The 23,090-nt window shown below is 68.2% G+C and carries 23 protein-coding genes; 10 read left to right on the top strand and 13 right to left on the bottom strand.

What is annotated here, in order from left to right; all coding sequences use genetic code 11:
- The first annotated feature begins 2 nt into the window (after positions 1–2).
- Entirely contained in the window at positions 3–770 is a 768-nt protein-coding gene (locus tag ACIBK2_RS08600) for a pseudouridine synthase family protein (protein ID WP_396965877.1), read from the top strand.
- 1 nt (position 771) lies between these two features.
- Here ACIBK2_RS08600 and ACIBK2_RS08595 read toward each other — a convergent pair whose 3' ends face one another.
- Complete coding sequence (locus ACIBK2_RS08595) at positions 772–1,416, bottom strand: TIGR03086 family metal-binding protein (RefSeq protein ID WP_396965097.1); 645 nt, start codon at positions 1,414–1,416, stop codon at positions 772–774.
- Between the two features lie 85 nt (positions 1,417–1,501).
- Here ACIBK2_RS08595 and ACIBK2_RS08590 point away from each other — a divergent pair, with 85 nt between their 5' ends.
- On the top strand, positions 1,502–1,939 hold the full coding sequence (locus tag ACIBK2_RS08590; protein WP_396965095.1) for a MarR family winged helix-turn-helix transcriptional regulator: 438 nt from the start codon (positions 1,502–1,504) through the stop codon (positions 1,937–1,939).
- A 146-nt stretch (positions 1,940–2,085) separates the two neighbouring features.
- Positions 2,086–2,871 carry a metallophosphoesterase gene (locus ACIBK2_RS08585; RefSeq protein WP_396965093.1) on the top strand — a complete coding sequence of 262 codons (786 nt, stop codon included), beginning with the start codon at positions 2,086–2,088 and terminating at the stop codon, positions 2,869–2,871.
- A 10-nt stretch (positions 2,872–2,881) separates the two neighbouring features.
- On the opposite strand, the gene ACIBK2_RS08580 is transcribed toward ACIBK2_RS08585, so the two are convergent.
- A complete protein-coding gene (locus ACIBK2_RS08580) occupies positions 2,882–3,940 on the bottom strand; it encodes an AraC family transcriptional regulator (RefSeq protein WP_396965091.1) in 1,059 nt (352 codons plus the stop codon).
- A gap of 85 nt (positions 3,941–4,025) precedes the next feature.
- Between ACIBK2_RS08580 and ACIBK2_RS08575 the strand changes: the two genes are divergently transcribed.
- The 5 genes from ACIBK2_RS08575 (at position 4,026) to ACIBK2_RS08555 (ending at position 10,069) form a co-directional block, all read left to right on the top strand.
- Positions 4,026–5,483, top strand: a complete 1,458-nt coding sequence (locus ACIBK2_RS08575; RefSeq protein ID WP_396965089.1) for a flavin-containing monooxygenase — start codon at positions 4,026–4,028, stop codon at positions 5,481–5,483.
- 80 nt (positions 5,484–5,563) lie between these two features.
- Positions 5,564–7,696 carry an ATP-binding cassette domain-containing protein gene (locus ACIBK2_RS08570; RefSeq protein WP_396965087.1) on the top strand — a complete coding sequence of 711 codons (2,133 nt, stop codon included), beginning with the start codon at positions 5,564–5,566 and terminating at the stop codon, positions 7,694–7,696.
- Positions 7,693–8,433 carry an energy-coupling factor transporter transmembrane component T family protein gene (locus ACIBK2_RS08565; RefSeq protein WP_396965085.1) on the top strand — a complete coding sequence of 247 codons (741 nt, stop codon included), beginning with the start codon at positions 7,693–7,695 and terminating at the stop codon, positions 8,431–8,433. Before ACIBK2_RS08570 ends, ACIBK2_RS08565 begins: the two co-directional genes overlap by 4 nt.
- A gap of 84 nt (positions 8,434–8,517) precedes the next feature.
- Entirely contained in the window at positions 8,518–9,192 is a 675-nt protein-coding gene (locus ACIBK2_RS08560; RefSeq protein ID WP_396965083.1) for a hypothetical protein, read from the top strand.
- A gap of 220 nt (positions 9,193–9,412) precedes the next feature.
- Positions 9,413–10,069 carry an ammonium transporter gene (locus ACIBK2_RS08555; protein ID WP_396965081.1) on the top strand — a complete coding sequence of 219 codons (657 nt, stop codon included), beginning with the start codon at positions 9,413–9,415 and terminating at the stop codon, positions 10,067–10,069.
- A 99-nt stretch (positions 10,070–10,168) separates the two neighbouring features.
- Here the strand turns inward: ACIBK2_RS08555 and ACIBK2_RS08550 are convergent, their stop codons facing one another.
- The 6 genes from ACIBK2_RS08550 to ACIBK2_RS08525 form a co-directional block, all read right to left on the bottom strand.
- Complete coding sequence (locus ACIBK2_RS08550; protein ID WP_396965079.1) at positions 10,169–11,476, bottom strand: lipase family protein; 1,308 nt, start codon at positions 11,474–11,476, stop codon at positions 10,169–10,171.
- A 389-nt stretch (positions 11,477–11,865) separates the two neighbouring features.
- Positions 11,866–12,045 carry an antitoxin gene (locus ACIBK2_RS08545; protein WP_396965077.1) on the bottom strand — a complete coding sequence of 60 codons (180 nt, stop codon included), beginning with the start codon at positions 12,043–12,045 and terminating at the stop codon, positions 11,866–11,868.
- An 85-nt stretch (positions 12,046–12,130) separates the two neighbouring features.
- Positions 12,131–14,443 carry an ATP-dependent DNA ligase gene (locus ACIBK2_RS08540; protein ID WP_396965075.1) on the bottom strand — a complete coding sequence of 771 codons (2,313 nt, stop codon included), beginning with the start codon at positions 14,441–14,443 and terminating at the stop codon, positions 12,131–12,133.
- A 52-nt stretch (positions 14,444–14,495) separates the two neighbouring features.
- Positions 14,496–14,810 (bottom strand): antitoxin, encoded by a 315-nt coding sequence (locus ACIBK2_RS08535; RefSeq protein ID WP_396965073.1) that lies wholly within the window; start codon positions 14,808–14,810, stop codon positions 14,496–14,498.
- A 39-nt stretch (positions 14,811–14,849) separates the two neighbouring features.
- Positions 14,850–15,992, bottom strand: a complete 1,143-nt coding sequence (locus ACIBK2_RS08530; protein ID WP_396965071.1) for an MBL fold metallo-hydrolase — start codon at positions 15,990–15,992, stop codon at positions 14,850–14,852.
- Positions 15,992–16,720, bottom strand: coding sequence for an enoyl-CoA hydratase (locus ACIBK2_RS08525; protein ID WP_396965069.1), 729 nt, complete (start codon positions 16,718–16,720; stop codon positions 15,992–15,994). Before ACIBK2_RS08525 ends, ACIBK2_RS08530 begins: the two co-directional genes overlap by 1 nt.
- Before the next feature lie 90 nt (positions 16,721–16,810).
- Here ACIBK2_RS08525 and ACIBK2_RS08520 point away from each other — a divergent pair, with 90 nt between their 5' ends.
- Positions 16,811–17,914 (top strand): NAD(P)-binding domain-containing protein, encoded by a 1,104-nt coding sequence (locus ACIBK2_RS08520; protein ID WP_396965067.1) that lies wholly within the window; start codon positions 16,811–16,813, stop codon positions 17,912–17,914.
- Here ACIBK2_RS08520 and ACIBK2_RS08515 read toward each other — a convergent pair.
- On the bottom strand, positions 17,911–18,765 hold the full coding sequence (locus tag ACIBK2_RS08515; RefSeq protein WP_396965065.1) for an aldo/keto reductase: 855 nt from the start codon (positions 18,763–18,765) through the stop codon (positions 17,911–17,913). The genes ACIBK2_RS08520 and ACIBK2_RS08515 overlap by 4 nt on opposite strands.
- A gap of 148 nt (positions 18,766–18,913) precedes the next feature.
- Entirely contained in the window at positions 18,914–19,522 is a 609-nt protein-coding gene (locus ACIBK2_RS08510; RefSeq protein WP_396965063.1) for a TetR/AcrR family transcriptional regulator, read from the bottom strand.
- A gap of 80 nt (positions 19,523–19,602) precedes the next feature.
- Between ACIBK2_RS08510 and ACIBK2_RS08505 the strand changes: the two genes are divergently transcribed.
- A complete protein-coding gene (locus tag ACIBK2_RS08505; protein WP_396965061.1) occupies positions 19,603–20,556 on the top strand; it encodes a hypothetical protein in 954 nt (317 codons plus the stop codon).
- 10 nt (positions 20,557–20,566) lie between these two features.
- Here ACIBK2_RS08505 and ACIBK2_RS08500 read toward each other — a convergent pair whose 3' ends face one another.
- Genes ACIBK2_RS08500 through ACIBK2_RS08490 form a run of 3 tightly spaced genes read right to left on the bottom strand, consistent with a single transcriptional unit; the run spans position 20,567 to position 23,090 of the window.
- Positions 20,567–22,081, bottom strand: a complete 1,515-nt coding sequence (locus ACIBK2_RS08500) for a carboxyl transferase domain-containing protein (RefSeq protein ID WP_396965059.1) — start codon at positions 22,079–22,081, stop codon at positions 20,567–20,569.
- A gap of 51 nt (positions 22,082–22,132) precedes the next feature.
- Positions 22,133–22,735, bottom strand: coding sequence for an ATP/GTP-binding protein (locus ACIBK2_RS08495; RefSeq protein ID WP_014981574.1), 603 nt, complete (start codon positions 22,733–22,735; stop codon positions 22,133–22,135).
- Positions 22,716–23,090, bottom strand: coding sequence for a DUF742 domain-containing protein (locus ACIBK2_RS08490; protein WP_040731099.1), 375 nt, complete (start codon positions 23,088–23,090; stop codon positions 22,716–22,718). Before ACIBK2_RS08490 ends, ACIBK2_RS08495 begins: the two co-directional genes overlap by 20 nt.

The raw sequence follows: 23,090 nt of genomic DNA, 5'->3' as shown, positions 1-23,090 counted from the left end.
AAATGGACTGGTCCGAGCTGCGTGCGCGATTCCTCGTCGAAGAGGACGACGCGATCCTGGCGTTGCACAAGCCCGCCGGGATCTCCGTCACCGGGGAGCGGCACGACACCGATCTCGTCGAGTTGGCGGCCGCGGCGGGCGAGACGCTCTACCCGGTGCACCGGATCGACAAGGTGACCTCAGGGCTGGTGTTGCTCGCCAAGGAACTGGGCGCGCACGGGCAGTTGACCAGGCAGTTCAACAAGCAGACTGCGGAGAAGGCGTACCTCGCCATCGTCGCGTCGAGCGAGCTGCCCGACGCGGGCGTGATCGACCTGCCGCTGAGCGTCGGGCGCAAGAACCGCGTCCGCATCGCGGCGCCGCGGGAGAGCATTCACCGAGCGGCGGATCGCTGGTTCGTCGACGACGCCGATCTGCTCGATACCAAGAACTATCCGTCACGCACCGACTTCGTGACGGTGCTGCGCCGCGACGAGCACGCGGTGCTCGCGCTGCGCCCGATCACCGGGCGCCGCCACCAGATTCGGGTGCAACTGGCGTGGATCGGCCACCCGATCGTCGGCGATCCACTCTTCGACAAGTCGGGCGCGCACGAGCGGACCTATCTGCATTCGTGGCGACTCGGCCTGACGGCGGACTGGCGCACCCCGCCGGAACTCGCCCTGGCAGCGACGCCCGACACGGACTTCTGGCGTCCGATCCAGGCCGAGCCGGACGAGACCGACGAATTGCTCCGCCGCGCAGGCGAATTGCTGAGCGGTACCCGCTAGCTCAGCGCGGCCACTCCGGTGACCGGCCGAGCATCGCGATGATCTGGTCGAGCCGATCCTCGGTGGACCACTGGACCTCCGGGCCGAACGCGGCGCCGGGGGCGAGTCGGATATCGCCGCCGGGGACCGCTTGCGCCACCGGGAACGCGGCCTCGACCAGTTCCGCGTCGAAGTGCACGGTCAGTCCCAAAGTCTTTGCCACGTCCCAGGAATGGACGACGTAGTCGATGAAGTGGAAGCTCACCGCCTGAGCGCCGGAGAACTCGTAGTCGGCGCTGAACTCCGCCAGCGAGAACTTCCGGTCGAGCACGCCGGGCTCGGCGAACGCCTCGATGACATGCTCGGCGGCGGCGCGATAGCTCGCCACCGGATCCGCGCCGAGCGGGCGCAGTTTCCACCGGACCGGGTCGCTGTCACCACGGGACGCCGCCGCGAATCCGTAGTGCTGGGCGATCATGTGCGTCAGCAGCCCGTGCAGCGTCCAACCGGCGCACGGCGTCGGCTTGCTCAGGTCAGCGCTGGTCAACTGGTCGACCAGGCCGATGCTCGTCCGCACCGCCTGCGCGTTGAACGCGATGAGGTCGATGCTGCTCTGCAAGGTGTCGAGGGTGCGCAGTTCAGCGCTGATATTCGGTTCGGCGGTCATAGTCGGCTGCTCCTCAGTCCATAATAATAAGTACGAGCACATCGTATGCACACGCCTATCATCTGTCGAGCGGTATTTTCTAGCCATGTCCGAAGCTCCTCGCCCCGACCTCGCCGCGATGATGGCCCCGCTGATCCGGGGGCTCATCGCGGCGGAACTGCCCGTGCTCGAACGGCATGAGCTGTCGATGTGGGGATATTCCGTGCTGCTCGGACTCGGTAAGGAACCCGTCTATACGCAGGCGGCGCTGGCCAAGTCGATCAATGCCGACAAGACTCGGATCATCGGAGTGCTCGATGAACTGCAGCAGGGCGGGCTGATCGAGCGCGCCCCGGATCCAGCGGATCGGCGGGTCAACCTGGTGTCGATCACCCCGGCCGGGCGCACGCTGCGCGACCGAGTGCAGGCCGACATCCAGGAGCAGGAGAATCGCCTGCTGTCGCAGCTGCCCGCGGCGGATCGGCGGGCCTTCCTGCGGTCGTTGCAGACGCTGTCGGCGACCGTCGGCGAGCAGTCCCCGTGAGCGCGAACACAGACCGCCGCGCAGGTTTCCGCTGGTGGTGAGCCTCATGGCGACGCGTAACACGCAGGTCAACTAGCCTTAGTATGTGTCGCGCACGGGAGGCGGGCACACTCTGACGCAACGGAGCGATCCCCCAGAGAAAGCGAATGCCGATGATCCTGGTGGCTCAGGTCAGCGACACACATTTCGATCTCGGCGCCCGCAACGCCGAACGGGTCGAGCGGGTCATGACCTTTCTCGCAGGCTTACGCCGCAAGCCGGACGCGATCCTGGTGACCGGTGACGTCACCAATTCCGGCAAGGCCGAGCAATACGCCGAGGCCAGACTCGCGTTCGACATCGACATTCCGGTGTATGCGATCCCCGGCAATCACGACGATCGCGCCACCTTCCGCAGCACGCTGCTCGGCGAAGCCGCCTCGACCGCACCGATCAATCACGCCCACCGCGTCGGGGATCTGACCGTCGCACTGCTGGATTCGAGCATTCCCGGCGCGGACAGCGGCCGGATCGGCGACGAGACGTACACCTGGCTGCACGGTGTGCTCGCCACTGCCCCGGCCGACAAGCCGATCCTGCTCGCGCTACATCACCCGCCCGCGTATCTGTTCAGCCCGGTCGTCGACGATATCTCGCTGGAGGAGCCGGAGAAGTTCGCCGAACTGGTGGCCGGCGACAAACGCATCATCGCGGTGCTCACCGGTCACGCACATTCCTCGGCGACAACGACATTCGCCGGACGGCCACTGCTGGTGGCGCCGAGCACCGCGTCGGTCCTGGGCGGCGTCTGGGAGCTCGACCTGCCCGACCACGTGATGGACTACGCGCCCGACCCGGCCGTCGCGCTGCATCTGATCGATGAGAAACACAGCCTGACAACACATTTCCGCACCGTCCCGATGAGCGGCTGGCTCGGCGCGCTGCCGAGCTGACCCGAGCCGGTCAGCGGCGGACCGCCCGTTCGCGGCGATAGGCCGCGGGCGTCGCGCCGGTCCAGCGCTTGAACGCGTAGATGAACGTCGAGGATTCGGCGTAGCCGAGCCGGATCGCCACGTCGCTCACCGAAAGCGGAGTGGCGGAGAGCATTTCCTCGGCCAGCGCGCGGCGCACCTCGTCGAGCAGCGCGCGATAGCTGGTGCCCGCGGCGTCGAGATGGCGGCGCAGGGTTCGGGTGCTCATGTTGAGATCGCGTGCGACGGAGTCGATTCCGGGCGGCCCGGCGAATCCGTCGATGCCGCCGGGCACCAGCAGTTCACGCACCTCGGCGGCGATGCCGGTGCGGGCCCGGCGGCGATGCACCAGGTCGCGGCACTGGGCCAGGCACATGGCCCAGGTCTGCTCATTCGCCTGCGGCAGTGGCTGATCCAGCACCGCGGGCTCGATCGCGAACAGGTTGCGCGGCTGCCCGAACTTGGGGCGCACCACGGTGACCGCCTCGATCCGATCGGCGTAATCCGGTTCCGGAAAACGGAACTCGGCCCTGGCCAGCGGCAAGTGCCTGCCGAGCAGATCGCTCATCACCTGATGCATGGCGGTGACGTCGCGTTCGACCAGGAACTGCCGCGCATCCGCGGGTATCAGCTCATCGTGCACCCAGGCGATGAACTCCCCCTCACGCCATTCGGCGACGGGCAGGCTGAAGGTGAAGCTCAACTCCAGATACCGCAGCGCGAACGAGATCGCCTCGCCGAGAGTCGGGCTGCTGACGCACGCGAAGCCGAAGATGCCGAAGGTGGTGATCCGATAGCGGCGGCCGACCTCGACGCCGAGCGCGGGCCAATCGGCCAGTTCACGCACCAGATTGCGGACCACGGTGAGCTCGATGTGCGCGTCGATCTGCGCGTCCGGGTCGCGCAGCACCGGCTCGGACAAGCCCGTTCCGGCGAGCATCCGCCCGACCGGCACGCCACGCTCGGCCGCGTAGCCGACCATCAGCGCCACGCTGGCTATCCCGCGCGGAAAGTTCCAGTCGCGGATTCCCGGATCCTGCACCCGCTCCACGCCGCTCAGTATGGCCGAATTTCTCGATCAACTATCCCGACGCCCCCTACAGTGGAATTATCTTCAGTCTTGTGAGGAGCGTCACATGACAACGGGCAATCGACCGTCGGTCCTCATCATCGGCGCGGGCTTCGGCGGCATCGGCATGGCGATCGAATTGCGCCGCAATGGGTTCCACGACATCACCATCCTGGAGCGGGCCGCCGACCTCGGCGGAGTGTGGCGGGAGAACACCTATCCCGGCGCCGCCTGCGACGTGCCGTCCCCGCTGTACTCCTTCTCGTTCGAGCCGAAACCGGACTGGCCGCAGCGCTACTCCGGCCGCGACGCCATCCACGGCTATCTGCGCGGTGTCGCGGAGCGCAACGGTGTGCTCGACGCGATCCGGTTCGGCGCCGAGGTGACCGACGCCGAATTCGACGACGCGGCCGGGCACTGGACCGTCCGCACCGCGGATGGCGCGGCGCGAACCGTGGACGTCCTGATCTCGGCGGTCGGCCAGCTGTCGCGGCCCGCGCTGCCGAACATCCCCGGCCTCGACACCTTCGCGGGCCCGGCGTTCCACTCCGCCACCTGGGACCACGGCGTCGAACTCAGCGGCAAGCGCGTCGCCTGCATCGGCACCGGCGCCAGCGCCATCCAGTACATCCCGGAGATCCAGCCGAAGGTCGCCGAGCTCACCCTGTTCCAGCGCACCCCGGCCTGGGTGATCCCCAAATTCGACACCGACTACTCGCCGATTCAGCACCGGCTGTTCGCCAGGCTGCCCGGCGCGCTGCTGGTCGAGCGCTTCGGCTGGTGGGCCATCGCGGATTTCGTGTCGCTCGGCCTCGTCGAATTCCCGGCCATCGCCCGGCTGGTGGCGCGGATCGCCGACCGTCATCTGCACAAGCAGGTGACCGATCCGGCGTTGCGGACCACACTGACCCCCGACTATCCGATCGGCTGTAAGCGCGCCCTGTTCTCCAACGACTACTACCCCGCGTTGACGCAGCCGAACGTGCGGGTGGAGACCACCGCGATCACCGAGGTGGTGCCCGAGGGTGTGCGCACCGCCGACGGCACCGTGCACGCGGTGGACGTGATCATCTACGGCACCGGGTTCAAGGGCACCGAATTCCTGTGGCCGATGAACATTTACGGCCGCGCTGGCCACAAGCTGTCCGACGCGTGGACCGACGGCGCGCATGCCTACTACGGCATCTCGGTGCCGGACTTCCCGAATCTGTTCCTTGTCTATGGGCCCAACACCAATCTCAGTGCGGGCTCGATCATCTACATGATCGAATCGCAGACCCGCTACATCCGGCAGGCCGTCGAGTTGCTCGATCAACGCCGAGGGCGCTGCCTCGAGGTCCGTGCTGATCAGGAAGAACGCTTCAACGCCGCCCTGCAGCAACGGCTCGCCCGCACCCCGTGGAACTTCTGCTCCAGCTGGTACCGCAACGCCGCGGGCCGCATCACCAACAACTGGCCGGGCTCGCAGACCAGTTACCGCCGCCGCATCCGCAGGCTCGACCCGAATGACTACACCCTCACCTAGCAGCGCTTGCGAGGACGAATGTCCGAAGCCGCCCGGCCGCTTGACGGCGCGCCGAGTGCACACACTGGCAGACTTGTGCCGTGACTGGACGCCCGATAGCTGACGGAACGGCCGAACACGGGCCGCTACGACCGATCGAGCTGGCCGTCGGCGCCGTGCTGGGCGGTGCCACCGTCGGGTTGGTCACCGTCGGCTCGGTCATGCCGTTCGCGGCCGCGCTGAACCTGGTGGCCGCGGTGCCGATGGGGTTGATCGCGCAGCGCTACCGGCTGCGCGCGCTGGTCACCGCCGCCGTCGCGGCGACGGTGGTCACCTTCGTCGCGACCGGCCTGCTCGCCACCACCGGGCTGATGGCGACGGCCACGATCGCGGGCATCATCGGGACCACGAAACGGCGCGGCGGCGGATTCGTCTCGGTGCTCGGCCTTTCCACCATCGCAGGCCTGGTGTGGGCCGGGTTCGCGGTCGGCCTGCTGCAGTTGTTCTCCGCGGGGCGGAATCTGCTGTTCGACACCCTGCGCAACACCTCGCGCGGCCTCCAGGATCTCGCGGCGCGCCAGCAGCAGCTCGAGCCGCTCGGGCGCGCGGCCGCCGACCTCACCGATTCGGTGCTGCGCTGGTGGTGGGCCTGGGTCGGCGGCGGCGTCGCGTCGGGCATGGTGGCGACCGCGATCTTCTCCTGGTTCGTGCTCGGCTCGGTGCTGGACCGGCTGACCTGGCTGCCCGGCCAGGACCGGCTCGACGCGCCGCTGGACGATCGCGCGATCGCGCCGCTGCCGGTGACCTTGCGCGGGGCGGCCTTCCGTTACCCGGGTACCGTGCGCGACGCGCTGCGCGAGATCGACCTCACCGTTGAGGTCGGCGAATTCGTCGCGGTCGTCGGGCACAACGGTTCCGGGAAGTCGACGCTGACCCGGCTGCTGGCCGGGCTCCCGCCCACCGCGGGAACGGTCGAGCGGCCCGGGTCCGCGGGGCTGGGACATCAAGGCGGTACCGCACTGGTGTTGCAGCGGCCGGAGAGTCAGACGCTCGGCGTGCTCGTCGCCGATGATGTCGTGTGGGGCCTCTCGACCGGGCTCGCCGCCGAAGTCGATGTCGACGCGTTGCTCGGTGAGGTGGGCCTGGACGGCATGGGCGACAAGGAAACGGCGACGCTGTCCGGCGGGCAGCAGCAGCGGCTCGCGGTCGCCGCGGCGCTCGCCAGGAAACCCGCGCTGCTCATCGCCGATGAGGCCACCTCGATGATCGATCCGGAAGGACGACGCGAGCTCGTCGAATTGCTTGCGGCACTGCCGAAACGGCATTCGATGGCGGTCGTGCTGGTGACCCATCACGAGGCCGATGCGGCCGCAGCGGACCGGGTGGTGCACCTGGACCATGGCCGCGCGGTCGAGCGGCTGGCCGCCTGGCCGCGGCCGGTGCGGGACGTGCGGCGCAGGCCGATGGGCGACACGATCCTCGAACTGCGCGACGTCCAATACACCTACAACCGTGGAACACCTTGGGAGGCAGCGGCGCTGCACTCGGTCGACCTGACGGTGCGGCGCGGCGAGGCGCTGCTCATCGTCGGTGGCAACGGGTCGGGCAAGTCCACCCTCGCCTGGATCATGGCCGGCTTGATCGCACCGAGCTCCGGCCGCTGCGAACTCGCGGGCAAGGCGGTCACCAAGCAGATCGGCCGAGTCGAGTTGGCGTTCCAGCACTCTCGGCTGCAACTGCAGAAGCAGACGGTCGGCGCGGAGATCGCGGACTGGGGCGGGCGGACCACCGGGTCCGGCGCCGTCGGACGGGCGCTCGACGCGGTCGGCTTGGATCGGTCGCTGGCCGCGCGGTCCATCGAGGAGCTCAGCGGCGGACAGGCCAAACGGGTGGTGCTCGCCGCGATCGTGGCCTGCCACCCGCAGGTGGTCGTGCTCGACGAGCCGCTGGCCGGACTCGACCCGGAGGGCCGCGCCGATATCGTGGAACTGCTTGCGCGGCTGCGGGATTCCGGATTAACGCTGATCGTCATCTCGCACGACGTGGCGGACATGGCCGCGGTGGTCGATCGGACGGTGCACCTGCGCTCCGGTCGACTACTCGCCGCCGACTCGGCGTCCGACGCCGCCGCCGTCCCCAAGGACGCGGCGCAGCAACATGATTCACGTCCTGCCGCACCGCTGCGGCAGCCGGGAGACGCCGCCTGGCGGCTCGAGCGCGGAGGCCGATCATGACTATGGTGCTGTTTCGCCGGGTGCCGGTGTCGAGCCCGATCCACAATCTGTGGGCGGGCACCAAGATGATCAGCGCGTTCCTGATCAGCTTCCTGCTGATGTTCCTGCCGACCTGGCCGGTGCTCGGCGTGATGATCGTGTTCCTGGTGTTGATCGGGGTGCTCGCACGACTGCCGCTCGGCACCCTGCCACGGCTGCCGTGGTGGTTCTGGGCGTTGCTCCTCCTCGGCGGCGCGATCAACGTGCCGGTCGGTACCCAGGCCGTGGTGCGCTACGCGCAGACGGTGGTCTTCGCCCTGATCATGGTGGCCGCGTCGTTCGTCGTCGCCTGGACGACGCCGATGAGCGATATCGCGCCCGCGCTGGCCAAACTCGCCGCGCCGCTGCGCAAGCTCCGGGTGCCGGTGGACGAATGGGCCGTCGTGGTCGCGCTCACCCTGCGCGGTCTGCCGTTGCTGATGGACGAGATCCGGGTGTTGCGCGCGGCCCGCAAGCTGCGCCCCAAGGACAACCCGCTCTACCTGGCCACCGAGAACCCGCTCATCGATATCCTCACCGCCGCGATGGCCGTATCCACCCGCCGCGCAGGCGAACTCGGTGAGGCGATCACCGCGCGGGGCGGCACGGGTGAGCTCGCCGCGTATCCCAGTTCGCCTGGGCGTAGTGATGCCATCGCGCTGGTCATCGTCGTTGCGGTGTGCGCGGGCGCCTTCGCGCTCGGCATGTCGCTGCTGTAGGGCCGCTAGGAGCGCTTGCGAGGACGAGGGTCCGAGGCCGCACGCCTAACGCGCGAGCCGACCGTCGCGGGCGATACTGGCCGGGTGAGCGACGGCGACGGAGTACCGGCTTGGCAGCGGCGGACCGCGGGCGAATCGCGGCTGGCCGCGACGGCCGCCGTGCTGGCCATAATTGGGCTGCAGTTGGTGTTGCCGGATCGATTCTTGCCCGAGCCTGGATGGTTGCTGCCGGGGCTGGAGGCGCTGCTTTTGGTGGTCGTGGTGATCGCGAACCCGGTCCGGGTCGACCGGGAGGAGACCTGGCTGCGCTGGCTCGGGCTCGGCCTGGTCGGGCTGCTCGCGGTGGCGACGGCGTACTCGGCGGACCGACTGGTGGTCGGACTGATCGACGGGACGCTCAGTGACGATCCGGCCCGGCTGCTCGGTTCGGGCGGCGCGGTCTGGCTGACCAACGTGGTGGTGTTCGGCCTCGGCTACTGGGAGTTCGACCGCGGTGGCCCCGCCGCCCGGGCGCATGCCCGAAAGCCGTTGCCGGACTTCATGTTCGTCCAGATGCAGAACCCGGAACTGGCCAGCCCGGAGTGGGAGCCGCAGTTCATGGACTACCTGTATCTGTCGTTCACCAACGCGACCGCGTTCAGCCCGACCGACGTGATGCCGATGTCGCGCTGGGCGAAGGCGTTGATGATGGCGCAGTCGGCGATCTCGCTGATTCTGGCCGCCCTGGTCATCGCGCGCGCGATCAATGTGCTGCACTGAACCAACCCGAATAGCCAACTGCTATAACTTGATTCGCGGTCTTTAAACAGGACCTTTGCCCCCTATTTCAGGGGCTGAACCTATTTTCTAGAGGTAGAGTTATCTGCGGAGTAGCTGTTCTCTGGATCACATCTCGACCGCGCACCACAGTGGGGGAAAGGAATTCGACGTGCGCGGCGTTCTCCAATGCTTGAAACCTGATGAAGAATGGAACACCCGAATGATTCTCCGCAAAATCACCGCGGCCGCCGTGCCCCTCGTCGCCGCCGTCGCGGTCGGCGCGGGCACTGCCTATGCTCAGCCTGCCGTGGCGTCGACTCCCGAGATCGGCTATGAGGCAAAACTGGTGGGGGACACGATCATCACCACGCTGACCGGCGGATCGTTCGAAGTGGTCGGCAATGTCGTCGACGTGCGCGACGAGGCCGGGAACACGGTGGTCAGCATGCCGCTGGCGTTCCGGCAGGACGGGCTGGAGTTCCCGCTGCCGCACACGGTCAGCGACGCGGGCCGAGTGCTGGAACTGACCGTGGTCAAGGACGTCGCGCAGGCGCGTCCGGTCACCGCGACCCCGATCGCCTCGCCGTTCGAGAACCAGCGCGCGCAGGACGCGTTCCTGTCCTCGTTCGGCATCGCCACCGCGATCGGCGGTTTCATCGGCACCGCGATCGGCGCCCTGGTCGGGCTGACCGGCATCCTCGGCGGACCGACCGTGATCGCCAGCGTGCTGGCGGGGGCGGCCGTCGGCGGGATCATCGGCACCATCGTCGCGGGCGGCCCGACGCTGATCGTGGCGGGCATCGACCTGATCAGCACGCTCACCGCGGCGCCGGGGACGACCAAGTGGATGGACGAGACCGGCCGTTCCAAGAACTGACGCACAACTACCGGCGCGGCCCGTACCGAATCTCGGTACGGGCCGCGTCTTTGTTTGTGCGCCAAGGCAATCGGCATACCGACCGCCCGGGACCGCGCGTTATCGCTCGTGGCAGCCCGGTGCGACCGGCACACCCGCGACCCGGTCCGCCAGATAGGCCATCGCGCCGAACGACTCGCCGACGGCGGCCGGGTTATGGCCGGGCAGTACGGAATGCACGGAGGTGATGGCGGCACCCTGGGCGCAGTACCGGCCGAGCAGGTCGGTGAACCCGGCAACGGGGACCACGTCGTCGCTGGTGCTGTGGTACAGGTACATCGGCACGTTCGGTGCCGGGGCGTCGAGTTCGTGCGGGTCGGTGGCCGCACGGAAGGCGGGCTGCCCCAACAGGTTCGGGACCGTGGCGTAGTCGTCGACGCGGGCGTTGGGGTACTTCGTCACCAGGTCCGGACCGCACGCGGCGCTGTCGGCGGCGATCATCGCGCGGCCACGGTCGTTGAGCAGGTCCATGATTCCGGCGCCCGGGTTGTCGCGGGTGGCCGCGATGACGATCAGCATGGCCAAGCCCGCCTGCATGGTGCCGTCCACGTGCTGGGCGATGGCGGGCCAGTTCGACGGAACGCCACCGGCGGCGATGCCAGCGAAATGGATGTCCGGCGCATACTGCGGCTGCATCTGCGCGGCCCACAGGGTGGCGAAGGCGCCGCCTGAATAGCCCCACGCGGCAAGGGGAGTCGCCGGGCCGAGGCCTGCGGCGGGCAGGTCGCGGGCGGCCCGGATACCGTCGAGCACGCCGCGTCCGGAATTGACGCCGTCGAGGAACCGCGACTGCGGGCCCTCGTGATCGCTGGTCACCACGGCCCAGCCGCGGCTCAGCGCGACGGCCATGAACGGAGTGTCGATCAACGCCTGGGTACCGCCGGGGTCGCCGCCGCCGCGCAGCGCGTACGACGGCGCGCAGCGGGAGCCGAGGCTGTCTTCGGCGATCTGATACGACAGCAGCGGCCGCGGGCCTGGCCCGAGCCACGGCACCATCGGCACCATGACGGTGGCCACATCGGCCACCGCGGCGCCGCGCGCGTCGGTGCTGCGGTATTTCACCTGCCACGTCGAAACCGGCAGCGGCAGACCGAACAACGCGGTCTGGCGCGAGTCCACAATCGCGCCTTCTGGATAGGCGGCGAGGTCGGCGGGCGCGGCGTAGAACGGATCAGCGTCGGGCGGTGGCACCTGAGCGTGCGCGGCCGGTGCCGTGATCAGCGACGACGCCAGCACCAACGCCGCGGCGACCGCCGCCGACGAGCCGACTCTCGCTAGCGCCGCGCCGATCCGCCCGACCGGTGTCTCGGATATTGCCGTGCTGCCGAGGAGCGATGTCCCCCTACCGATTCCGTCCGGAGTCGCCATGGCAGGCAACCTACCTTGCCGGTGGCCGAACCCGTCGGCACTCGCTCGACGTTTCGCCGACGCCCCTAATTTGTTGCCGGAACGACACATTCGGCCGAGCCGCACGATCAGCGCGGGCGAATCGACCCCGGCCGCTCCGTGGATGCTGCACATGGAGGCCTCCCCTGTCCGGCGAGGCGCGACGGAGTGCGGCGGGTGCCACGCTGCCGCCGACGCGCTCCGGCCTCGGGGCATTCACGGTACTGGCAGATCAGCGGGCCCGGCAGCGGTCATTCATGGTCAGTCGCATCGCCGCGGATGTCCGTCGGCTGCTGGCCCGAGCGGTCGAAAGTGCCGTTGGCGCAGTCGAGTTCCAGAGCCATCCGCCGCCATGCTTCGTTGGACGGAGGTCACTTCTCCTGGTGGAGCGCCTTCTTGGCGGCTTCCTGGGCCGAGTCGACCTGACTGGCGAACTTGCCGTCGGTCTTCTGGTCGATGAGATCGCCCGCCTTGTCGATGACGGTCTCCACCTTGTCCGCGTTCTGCTGGGCCAGGTCGAGCGCCTTGTTCGCCAAGTTCTTGAAGTCCACCGTGTACTCCTCGTTCGAGATCGGTCCCGCCGGGGATCACTTTAATAGGCGTGGCGGAACCGAGTCGCCTGCCGTTGGTCCGCGCTCAGTCCGAGGTGCCCAGCCAGGCCGGGTGCCATAGGCGGCCGGTTTCGGTCCAGTTCATGAAGCGCACGGTGCCATGGATTTTCGGCGTCACCCAGACCGCTTCCTTGCGTTCCTCGGCGGTCAGGTCGTTGTCGAACGGGCTGGTCTTGCGCTCTGTCGGGCTCAGTCGCTTGGCCAGCTCCTGCATGGTGGATTCGTTGAATCCGGTGCCGACACGGCCAACGTAGATCAGCCTGCCCTCGTACGGGATGCCGACCAGCAGCGACTTGAAGTCGCGTGCGTCGCTGCGCCGCCAGCCGCCGATGACCACCTCCTGGGTGCGCCAGTTGCGCTGCTTCACCCACGAGTGACCGCGCTTGCCAGGCAGGTACACCGAATCCTTGCGCTTGGCGACCACGCCCTCCATGTCGTGCTCCTGGCTGTAGCGCACCGCGTCGGCGCCGGATCCGTCCAGCCGGGGTGGCACGATCATCGATGGCGCGGTCGCGGCGAGCGCCTCAAGCACCCGGCGCCGATCCGAATACCGTTTGCGGACAAGCGAAGTGCCGTCCAGGTAGAGCACGTCGAAGGCGACGAACACCGCGCGCGCCGCGTCCGCCTGCAGCAGGCCGAGATTGGCGACACCGTGGTCGTCGAACACCACCGCCTCGCCGTCCAATACCACGCTGTGCCCGGCCAATTCGTCGGCGAGCGCCGCGATGCCCGGATACCTCGCGGTCACCACATTGCCCACCCGGCTGCGCAAAGTCAGTGTGCCGGACTCTATTTCAGCGATCAGCCGGAAGCCGTCCCACTTCGTCTCGAAGCACCATTCGCCGGCGTCCTGATCGGCGACGTCACCGGGGGTGGCGAGCATCGGCGCGAGTCCGCGCGGGAACGGTGACGGTCCGCTCGGCACCCGGATGATCCGGCCGGACGGCGCGTTCGGCTCCGCACCGAGCGCTTTCGCTTTGTCGTCGTGCTGCTCGCGCATCAGGTGCATCAGCCACTGGTTGCCGTTGGTCTGGATCAGCGCGTAGCGGCCGTTGAGCCGCTGGCCGTGGAATTCGACGATCACCTCGTCGTCGCGCCACTTCTCGGTGTCGTAGGTGCCGGAATCCCAGATCGTCATCTCCCCCGCGCCGTACTGCCCCCTCGGGATGGCGCCGTGGAAGTCCAGATACTCCAGCGGGTGATCCTCGGTGTGCACCGCGAGCCGATTCTGGTCCGTGCTGGTCGGTGGGCCTTTCGGCACCGCCCAGGACACCAGCACGCCGCCGCGCTCCAGCCGCACATCCCAATGCAGCCGCCGCGCATGGTGTTCCTGCACGACGTAGCGATTGCCCTCCCCCGGCTCCGGCCGATCGGCGGGCACGGGCTCGGGGGTACGCGCCGGATCGCGCATCGACCGATACTTGGCCAGCGCGTCGGCACCCGACTCCGGCGAACCGGTGGCGCCCTTCGGCAGTGGCGGATCGAGCTCGGCCAGGAGGTCACCGTCGTCCTGCCAGCGGGCCAGGACCTCGTCGAACCGCAAGTGCCGCAGCTTCTTCCGGTGCTCGATCTCCTTCCAGGAGCGAGGTGCCGCCGCGTTGGGTTGCGCGCGCCCGCGCAGCGAGTACGGCGCGATCGTCGTCTTCGACGCGTTGTTCTGGCTCCAGTCGAGGAAGATCTTGCCGCCGCGCACCGACTTCGACATGGTCGCGGTCACCAGATCCGGGTGCAGCCGTTCGAGATTCGTGGCCACCTGCTTGGCCACGGTGGACGCGCCGCTCGAGCTCACCTCGCGATCCAGCGGCACGTAGATGTGAATACCCTTGCTGCCACTGGTAACCGGGAACGCGCGCAGGCCGATGTCCTCGATCATGTCGCGGACCGCGAGCGCGACCCGCGCGCAATCGGCCAGTTCGGCGCCGGGCCCCGGATCGAGGTCGAACACCAGCCGGGTCGCCGGGCCCACCGCGTCGCCGTCGAAACGCCACTGCTGCACATGGGCTTCCAGCGCCGCCTGCTGCCCGAGCCAGGCCAGCCCGGCCTCGGAATCGATCACCGGGTAGGTGACCTTGCGGTCGGAATGCTGGATGGTGTGCCGTTCGATCCAGGACGGCGCGTGCGCAGGCAGATTCTTTTCGAAGAAGGACGGCTCGTCTACCCCGTTGGGCCAGCGCTTCCTGGTGACCGGGCGACCGGCGATGTGCGGGAGCATGGCGGGCGCGATGGCCGAGTAATAGGCGATGACTTCGCCTTTGGTGGTGCCGGTGGCCGGATACAGCACTTTGTCGAGGTTGCTGAGTTCAACCTCGATGCCACCGAAGCTCCGGCGGGATGCCATGTGTCCGATTTTAGAGGCGGGGACCGACAAGTTGCCGGTTCCCCGCCGCTCGTCAGATCTGTGAGCTCGACGTGTCGGTGCCCGCGGTGTCGGTACCCGTCGTATCGGTGGCGCTCGGCGACTCCGGCGTGGTGCCCGGCGCACCGGCACCGCCCGGCTGGCCAGGCGCACCCGGCTGATCTTCCGGCGGGACCACCTTCTTGGCGGCCTCCTTGCCCTTCGCGATCTTGTCCGAGTACTTGCCCTGGGTCTTCTGATCGATGAAGTCGCCGCCCTTGTCGATGGCGTCGTTGATCTTGTCGGCGTTCTTGGCCGCCGCGTCCTTGCCCTTGCCGACGAGGCCCTTCAGAGTATCCGCGAAGCTCATAGCGTTCGTTCCTTCCTCTAGCCCACTAGCAGGATGTCGTCAACCCACATCTTCCCACCACGAATCCCGTGGTGGGGCACTACCGGGGTCGACCCGCTGACCGGGCATCGGCACCGCGATCGCGGTACCAGCCGCTTCGGCCGCGGTCACCATCCGCCGCACCGGCTCCGACCATCCGTGGAACGCCAGATTGAAGGTCGCCCAATGGATCGGCACCAGCAGGCCGTGGCCCGGGTCGCCCGCGCACAGATCGGCGTGCGCGCGGACCGCCTCCTCCGGGTTCATGTGCACGTCGCGCCAGCGCTCGTCGTAGGCGCCGATCGGCAGCAGCGTCAGATCGAACGGGCCAAGTGCCGCACCGGCTTCCGCGAACGCCTTGGTGTATCCGGTGTCGCCGCCGAAGTACGCCCGCTTGGTCGGGCCGACGATCGACCAGGACGCCCACAGCGTGGTGTTGCGGACCAGGCCGCGCCCCGAGAAATGCCGCGCCTCGGTACAGGTGAGCACCAGGTCCGAGCCCTCGTGCGCCCGGCCCAGCGCGGACAGCGAAACCGAACCGCCCCAATCCAATTCGATGATCCGATGCTCCGGCACACCCCAGTGCCGCAGGTGCGCGCCGATGCCGACCGGGACCAGGAACGGCGCGTTCTGACGCAGCACCAGCTCGCGGACGGTGTCCTTGTCCAGATGGTCGTAGTGGTCGTGCGAGATGAGCACCGCGTCGAGCGCGGGCAGCTCGATCAGTGGCGTCGGCACCGGATGCATCCGGCTCGGGCCGACCAGCGCGGACGGCGAAACCCGTTCGCTCCAAACAGGATCGGTGAGCACCCGGTAGCCGTCGATCTCGACGAGCGCGGTGGCATGCCCGTACCAGGTGACGGCCAGATCGGCGGCGGTCTCGGGCAGCTGCGGCGTCTGCAGCGGGATCACCCCGGTCGGGCGGCCCGCGTTGCGCTTGGTGAGCGCCGAAATCAACAGCGACGGAGCCGATCCCGCGGCCAGCTGGCTGCTCGGCTCGGTGTTGTGGAACTGCCGGTCGCGGTAGGTGGTCGCGCCGGTCGCGTACGGCTGAATGGCCGAGATCGAGGCGCCCATCGCGGACGGGATGCCCCACGCCGCGCGGACCACCCAGGTGAGGCCGAGCGCGCCCGCCGCCGTGCCGACAATGCTGCGCAGGTTCATCATCGCCCCACAAATTTCGCGGCGCGCTTCTCTTGTCTGGCCAATCGGCCCTCCTGTGCGTCGGCGCTGGTCCACGCCGCCTCCAGCGCGGCGCGCTGCTGCGCGCTGTCCGGCTCGCGGGTGCCGTCGTCGTTGAGCACCAACTTCATGTGCCGCAACGACAGCGGCGCGAGCTGGGCGATCTGCTTGGCCCAGGCCTGCGCGTCGGCCAACGAGCCGAGCCGGTTGGCGAAGCCGAAGCTGTAGGCGTCGGCCGCCGTCACCGACTCCGCGCCGAGCAGGATGGTCCTGGCCGGGCCGCCGCCGATCAGTGACGCCAGCCTGCGCACCGTCCACCGGTCCACCGAGATGCCGAGCTTGGCCGCGGGCACCGCGATGTAGGCGTCCGGCGCGATGACCCGCAGGTCCGAGGCGAGCGCCAGCTGCACGCCCGCGCCGAGCGCGCCACCGTTGATCGCCGAGATCACCGGCACCGGGACCGACTCGATGGTGTGCAGCATGTCCTGCAGGCCCGTGAGGAACTCGTCGGAATAGACACCGGACAAATCCGCGCCCGCACTGAAGATCGGGCCACGTCCGGTTATCACGATTACCCGCGCGTCGTCGGCGACGGCGGCAAGTACGGCTTCGCGCAGCAGCGTGATGAGCTCGAGGTTCAGCGCGTTGCGCCGTTCCTCCCGCTGAAGTTCGATGGTCACCACGTCACCGTCTCGGCTAACTCCGAGCATGCGACCTCCCCAACTGAACGATCCGTCTAGTTACATTCACTTTGCCACAGCCGACGGCGCAGACCGCTGAAGCGGATACGATCTTCGGCTGTGCCGACAGACTTCGCTATCCTGGTGATCGGCGCTGGTCAGGCAGGGCTGTCGGCCGGGTATCACCTCCAGCGCCTCGGGCTGCGCCCCGAGCAGGACTTTCTCATCGTGGACCATGCACCTGGGCCGGGCGGGGCCTGGCAGTTCCGCTGGCCGTCGCTCACCCTGACCACGGTCAATCGGGTGCACGACCTCCCGGGCATGTCGTTCGCGGAGACCTTGCCGCCCGGTTCCGAGGCCGCGCCCGCGGCGACCGCGGTGCCGCACTATTACGAGCTCTACGAAAAGCACTTCGACCTGCGGGTCCACCGACAGGTGTCGGTGAAAGTGGTGTGCGACCGGACCGAGGACGGCAGCCCCGCCGAACACGGCCCGATCCTCAATGTCGAGACCGACTCGGCGGGCACGATCCGGGTGCGCGGCCTGATCAACGGGACCGGTACCTGGGAACATCCCTTCATCCCGCGCTATCGCGGCGCGGAGACCTTCGCCGGACGCCAGCTGCACACCCGCGACTACCGCACCGCGGCGGAGTTCGCGGGCAAGCACGTGGTGGTGGTCGGCGGCGGTATCTCCGCGGTGCAGTTGCTCGACGAGATCTCCCAGGTGACCTCGACCACCTGGGTGACGCGGACCGAACCGATCTTCCGCGACGCGTCGTTCGGCCCGGAGGACGGGCGCGCGGCGGTCGCCAAGGTGGAGGATCGGGTGCGCAGAGGGCTGCCGCCCGGGTCGGTGGTCTCGGTGACCGGGCTGCGGCTCGACGACCGGCTCCAGGCCGCCAAAGCACGCGGCGTGCTGCACCGGTTGCCGATGTTCGACCACATCGAACCGGACGGGGTGCGCTGGGCGGACGGCTCGTTCCAGCACGCGGAGGTGATCCTGTGGGCCACCGGATTCCGCAGCGCGCTGGACCATTTGGCGCCGCTGCGACTACGCGGGCCCGGCGGCGGCATCACCATGACCGGACGACTGGCCACCCAGGTGGCCGCCGATCCGCGCATCCACCTGATCGGTTACGGACCGTCCGCGAGCACGATCGGCGCGAACCGCGCGGGGCGGGCGGCGGCCGTGGAGCTCACCGGCTATCTGGGCCTGGGTTAGTCCAGGCCCGCGGTCATCTCGTCCGGGTCGAAGCCGACGCGGGAGCCGGTGTCCAGTGCGTTGATCGCGTCCATCTGGTCGCGGGTGAGTTCGAAGCCGAAGACGTCGAAGTTCTCCGCGATCCGGGACGGGGTGACCGACTTCGGGATGACGATATTGCCGAGCTGCAGGTGCCAGCGGATGATCACCTGGGCCGGGGTGCGGCCGACCGCGGCGGCGACCGAGGCGATGGTCTTGTCGTCGAGCAGGGTGCCCTGGCCGAGCGGGCTCCACGCCTCGGTGGCGATGGCATGACCCGCGTGGAAGTCGCGCAGTTCGCGCTGGGCCAGCCGCGGATGTAGCTCGATCTGGTTCACCACCGGGGTTTCGCCGGTCTCGCCGATGAGCCGCTCGAGGTGGGCGGCGGTGAAGTTCGACACACCGATCGACTTGATGCGCCCCTGCGCCTTCAGTGCCTGGAAGGCGCGGAAGGTGTCGACATAGCGATCGGCCACGGCCACCGGCCAGTGGATCAGGTACAGATCGAGGTAGTCCAGGCCGAGCTTCTTCATGCTGGTGTCGAACGCGCGCAGCGTCGAGTCGAAGCCCTGCTCGGAGTTCCAGAGCTTGGTCGTGACATAGATTTCGTCGCGCGGCAGGCCGAACTCGCGGATCGCGCGACCGGTGCCTTCCTCGTTCCCGTAGATCGCGGCGGTGTCGATGCTGCGGTAGCCGGCCTCCAGCGCCGCGGTCACCACCGGGGTCACATCGTCGTCGGGCACCTGGAAAACGCCGAAGCCCAGTTGCGGGATCACGTTGCCGTCGTTCAGGACGATCGAGGGGATAGCGGAGGTCTCGCTTCTGAAGGTCACCCTGCGACGGTAGAAGTGTGGCGGCGAGCCGTCAACGCTGGCCCTTGGCGTGTTGGCCCTCGGTTTACCGCTCGACCTGCACTTTCTCGCTGGCTGACAGTGACGGTCACGACTCAGTAAGCCTTGCTAAGAAACTCGGTAAGGCGCACTACGCACCTAGGTCCGCCACCGCGTCGAAGGCCGCTGCGGCCTTGCCTATGTCGCGGCGCACCGAGTTCACGGAGTCGCCTGCCGTGACCCGGCGGCGGATCTCCGCGTGCAGCGCGCGATCTATCCCGGCGAGGGCGGCGGCCAACAGCCGAGGCCTGATGTCGCGTTCAGTGGTGCCGACCGACTCGGCGATGGCCTCGGCCAGGGCCGCTTCGGCCTGTTCGCCGAGCAGGCGCTGGCGGGCCTGCAGCGCAGGGCTCGCATCGATCACCCGCCAGAACGTCGTTGCGTCGGCGGACAGGCCCAAAGTCGGCTCGTGCTGCCTTAATTCGTCCATGAACAGGCACCGCACCGCCGCGGCGGGCGACTCGTCGTCGGCGCGCTGGCGCACCGCGACCGCAAGCCGGTTGATCACCTCGTCTTGCCGATCGAAGAAGAGGTCCTCTTTGGTCGGGAAGTAGTTGAAGACGGTGTTGATCGAGACCTTGGCCGCCTCGGCCACCTCGGCGACGGTCACCCGGTCGAAGCCGTGCGCGACGAACAGGCCGAGCGCGGCATCGGCGATGGCCAGCCGGGTGGCCCGCTTCTTTTCCTCGCGCAGCGCCACGTTCCTCCTTGTCGACGGGTCGAACTATAGCGTGACACCAATTTTGGTGTGACACCAAGAATCGATGCTACGGTCGGGCCATGGCTCTTCGATTCGGGATCTACGCGGGCGGCCTCGGCGCCGATGAACACGGCAATCTCACACCGGGCCCGCCGGAACAGGCAGAACACATCACTGCGGCGCTCGACGCGTTGCATGGCCAGCATCCGTTCTTGGCCCGGGGATATCTGCTCTATGGCGAGGACATCGGCGGCACGCTGGAGGCACCACCGGACGTGGCGCAATACGCAGGGGCGAACCGAAAGGTGGATCTGGTGGTGAGCTTCCGGGAACGTGGCAGCGATCTGACCGGGTGGTTGGACCACCTCCGCACCCAATTGCGCCGGTTCGGGTCGCGGCTCGCGTCACTGCAGGTCGCCGAGGAGGCCAACCATGCGGGTCCCGGCGGCGACGGCGGGTATCCCGCTGTGCGGCAAGCGATTGTCGAGGGTGTGCTCGCCGCCAAGGAGGAGGTCGGTCGACTCGGGCTCGATGTGCGGATCGGGTGTAATTCGACGCCGATTTTCGATCCGGCCCAGGAGTTCTGGGCCGATCTGGGTCGGCGCGGTGGCAGTGAGTTCGTCGACGCGCTCGACTATGTCGGCCTCGACTTCTTTCCAGATGTGTTCCGGCCCATCGATTCGACACCGTTGGCCGACGCGGTCACCGCGGTGCTGACCGGCTTCCGGGAGCAGAGCCTCGCCGCCGCGGGTATTCCGGAGTCCACACCGATCCACGTCACCGAGAACGGCTGGCCGACCGGCCCGGATCGGCCGTACGCACGGCAGGAAGAGGTGCTCGACACCGTGATTCGCACGGTCGACACACTCGCGCCGACGCTCAACATCGACACCTATGAGCACTTCGCGCTGCGCGACGCCGACAGCAGGCGACAGGATATGAACTTCGAATTCGGACTGCTGCGTTCGGATTACACGCCGAAGCCGGCGTTCGGGCGGTATCGCGAGTTGATCGCGGCGCTCAGCGCGGCGTAGGGCACGGCACTCAGCCGTTGACCGCGTTCGGGAGACCGAGTCGTCGGTAACGCTGCTTGCGCAGTGCGCGCAGTTCGGCGGCGGGTCGCTGACGTAGCCCGGCGAGCTCGTCGGCGATGGCTATGCCCATGCGGCGGGCGAAGTCGACCGGTTCGTCGGCCGCGTCGGGGAATTCACCGACGATGCGGTCGACCACGCCGTCGGCGAGCAGGTCGGCGGCCCGGATGCGTTGCGACTGAGCCAGTTCTGCAGCGTGTTCGGTATCGCGATAAACGATGGCGCTCGCGCCCTCCGGGGGCAGCGGGGCGAGCCAGCCGTGGGTGGCGGCCAGGACGCGGTCGGCGGGCAGCAGGGCCAGCGCGCCGCCGCCGGTGCCCTGGCCGAGCAGCACCGAGATGGTCGGCGTGTCCAAGGTCACCAAATCCGCGATGCAGCGAGCGATCTCGGGGGCCAATCCGCGCTCCTCGGCCTCCTTCGACAAGGCCGCCCCCGCCGTGTCGATCACCAGGACGAGGGGCAACCGCAACTCTTCAGCAAGCGCCATGCTGCGGCGTGCTTCCCGCAGTGCGGCGGGCCCCATCGAGTACCCGCCCTGCTGTCCGGCGCGGTCGTGTCCGAACACCACGCACGGCTGGCCGCGGAAGCGCGCCAGGGCGTGCACCACGGTGCGATCGGACTCGCCCTGTCCGGTGCCACTCAACGGAACCCGTTGTGTCACATGACGAAGCAGGTCGCGAATGCCCGGCCGGTCCGGCCGTCGCGAAATGACCACGGACTCCCACGCCGAGACCGCTTCGGTCGCCCGCTGCTGATCACGGAGCGGAACTTGTTCGCCCGCAGTCGAATCCGGCACCGGGATGCCGCCGAAGACACTGAGCGCACGGTGCGCGATGCGGCGGAAGATGGAGATCGGCACGGCACCGTCGATAACGCCACGGCGGTAAAGGTTTTCGGCCGTCTGCACGCCCTCGGGGAACGGCTGGCCGTACAGGGCTTGATAGACGCGCGGTCCGAGAAACCCGATCAGCGCGCCGGGTTCGGCAAAAGTCATGTGCCCCAACGAACCCCACGACGCGAACACGCCGCCCATGGTCGGGTTACGCAGGTAGACGAGATAGGGATGGCCCGCGGCCTTGTGCGCGGCGACGGCACCGGCGATCTTCACCATCTGCACGAACGCGACGGTGCCCTCCTGCATGCGGGTGCCGCCGGAGGTCGGCGAGGCGACGAGTGGCAGCCCGAGCTCGGTGGCGCGCTCGACCGCCGTGACGATCCGTTCAGCCGCGGCGACGCCGATCGAACCCGCCAAAAAGCCGAACTCACAGGCGATTACGGCCACCCGACGGCCACGCAGCAGTCCTTCGCCGGTGAGCACCGACTCATCGGTGCCCGCCGCGACCGCAGCCTTGTGCAACGCCTCGCGGTACCGCGGGGTCGCGGCCACCGTGATCGGTGGCCGGTCCCAGCTGACATACGAGTCGGTGTCGAGCAGTTGCCCGAGCAGCTCGCGCGCCGAAATCCTCACCGAGGGAGCTTATCCACTCGTATTCGGACGGGCGGGCTGCCGCGCGCGCACTCAGTAGCCTTGCATCACCTTGCGCAGCGCGTACTCGGTGAGCGCGACCAAGGCCTGCTTGGCCGGCTCGCGACGCCGGGCATCGATGGACAGGATCGGCACGTCCGCAGGCACCGCGAGGGCCTGCCGGATGTCCTCGATCGGGTATCGCGGCGCGTCGTCGAATTCGTTGAGCGCCACCAGGAATGGCAGGCCGCGCGCTTCGAAGTAGTCGACGGCCGCGAAGCTGTCCTCGAGCCTGCGGGTGTCGACGAGCACCACGGCGCCGATGGCGCCGCGGATCAGGTCGTCCCACATGAACCAGAATCGGTACTGGCCCGGCGTACCGAAGAGGTACAGCACCAGATCGTCGGCGAGGCTGATCCGGCCGAAGTCCATCGCCACGGTGGTGGTCGACTTCATCGGAATGCCCGTCAAATTGTCGATTCCGGTACTGGCATTGGTTACCAATGCCTCGGTGCGCAGCGGAACGATCTCCGAGACAGCACCGACCATCGTGGTCTTACCGACACCGAAGCCACCCGCGACAACGATCTTCGCCGACGTTGGCTTGCTGGTGCGGGTGTCGACCTGCGCCGTCGAATCAAATACGCCGGAGTCCACTGAGAACCCTTTCGATCAGCTCGCGACGTTCATCGTCGCTGGAATCGTCTTTCAAAGTCGCCGAAACGCGTACATGCCCGGCCTCGATCAGGTCGGCAACCAGCACGCGAGCCACCCCGATGGGGATACCCAATCGGGCTGCTACCTCAGCGACGGACGGCGATTCTCTGCACAACTCCACGATTGACGTCTCGATGTTGGTCAGTTCGAACTGCCGCTCCAGGGCGACCGGATGCGATGCGACGAGTGCCTCCAACGCCAACTCGACCGCGGGCCTCGTTCGGCCTGCGGTCAACGAGTATGGGCGAACGAGACTGGGCTCGGCGCTCCCCAAGCGGTGATCTTCTATGTCCAT

This window comes from Nocardia sp. NPDC050175 (genome assembly GCF_044459885.1).
Classification (GTDB): domain Bacteria; phylum Actinomycetota; class Actinomycetes; order Mycobacteriales; family Mycobacteriaceae; genus Nocardia.
This window is presented reverse-complemented; position numbering and strand designations above follow the sequence as displayed.

Coding starts and splice junctions, on each gene's coding strand:
- ACIBK2_RS08600 (WP_396965877.1), top strand. CDS start 3: ATGGACTGGTCCGAGCTGCGTGCGCGATTCCTCGTCGAAGAGGACGAC.
- ACIBK2_RS08595 (WP_396965097.1), bottom strand. CDS start 1,416: ATGACCGCCGAACCGAATATCAGCGCTGAACTGCGCACCCTCGACACC.
- ACIBK2_RS08590 (WP_396965095.1), top strand. CDS start 1,502: ATGTCCGAAGCTCCTCGCCCCGACCTCGCCGCGATGATGGCCCCGCTG.
- ACIBK2_RS08585 (WP_396965093.1), top strand. CDS start 2,086: ATGCCGATGATCCTGGTGGCTCAGGTCAGCGACACACATTTCGATCTC.
- ACIBK2_RS08575 (WP_396965089.1), top strand. CDS start 4,026: ATGACAACGGGCAATCGACCGTCGGTCCTCATCATCGGCGCGGGCTTC.
- ACIBK2_RS08565 (WP_396965085.1), top strand. CDS start 7,693: ATGACTATGGTGCTGTTTCGCCGGGTGCCGGTGTCGAGCCCGATCCAC.
- ACIBK2_RS08555 (WP_396965081.1), top strand. CDS start 9,413: ATGATTCTCCGCAAAATCACCGCGGCCGCCGTGCCCCTCGTCGCCGCC.
- ACIBK2_RS08550 (WP_396965079.1), bottom strand. CDS start 11,476: ATGGCGACTCCGGACGGAATCGGTAGGGGGACATCGCTCCTCGGCAGC.
- ACIBK2_RS08540 (WP_396965075.1), bottom strand. CDS start 14,443: ATGGCATCCCGCCGGAGCTTCGGTGGCATCGAGGTTGAACTCAGCAAC.
- ACIBK2_RS08535 (WP_396965073.1), bottom strand. CDS start 14,810: ATGAGCTTCGCGGATACTCTGAAGGGCCTCGTCGGCAAGGGCAAGGAC.
- ACIBK2_RS08530 (WP_396965071.1), bottom strand. CDS start 15,992: ATGAACCTGCGCAGCATTGTCGGCACGGCGGCGGGCGCGCTCGGCCTC.
- ACIBK2_RS08525 (WP_396965069.1), bottom strand. CDS start 16,720: ATGCTCGGAGTTAGCCGAGACGGTGACGTGGTGACCATCGAACTTCAG.
- ACIBK2_RS08505 (WP_396965061.1), top strand. CDS start 19,603: ATGGCTCTTCGATTCGGGATCTACGCGGGCGGCCTCGGCGCCGATGAA.
- ACIBK2_RS08490 (WP_040731099.1), bottom strand. CDS start 23,090: ATGGACATAGAAGATCACCGCTTGGGGAGCGCCGAGCCCAGTCTCGTT.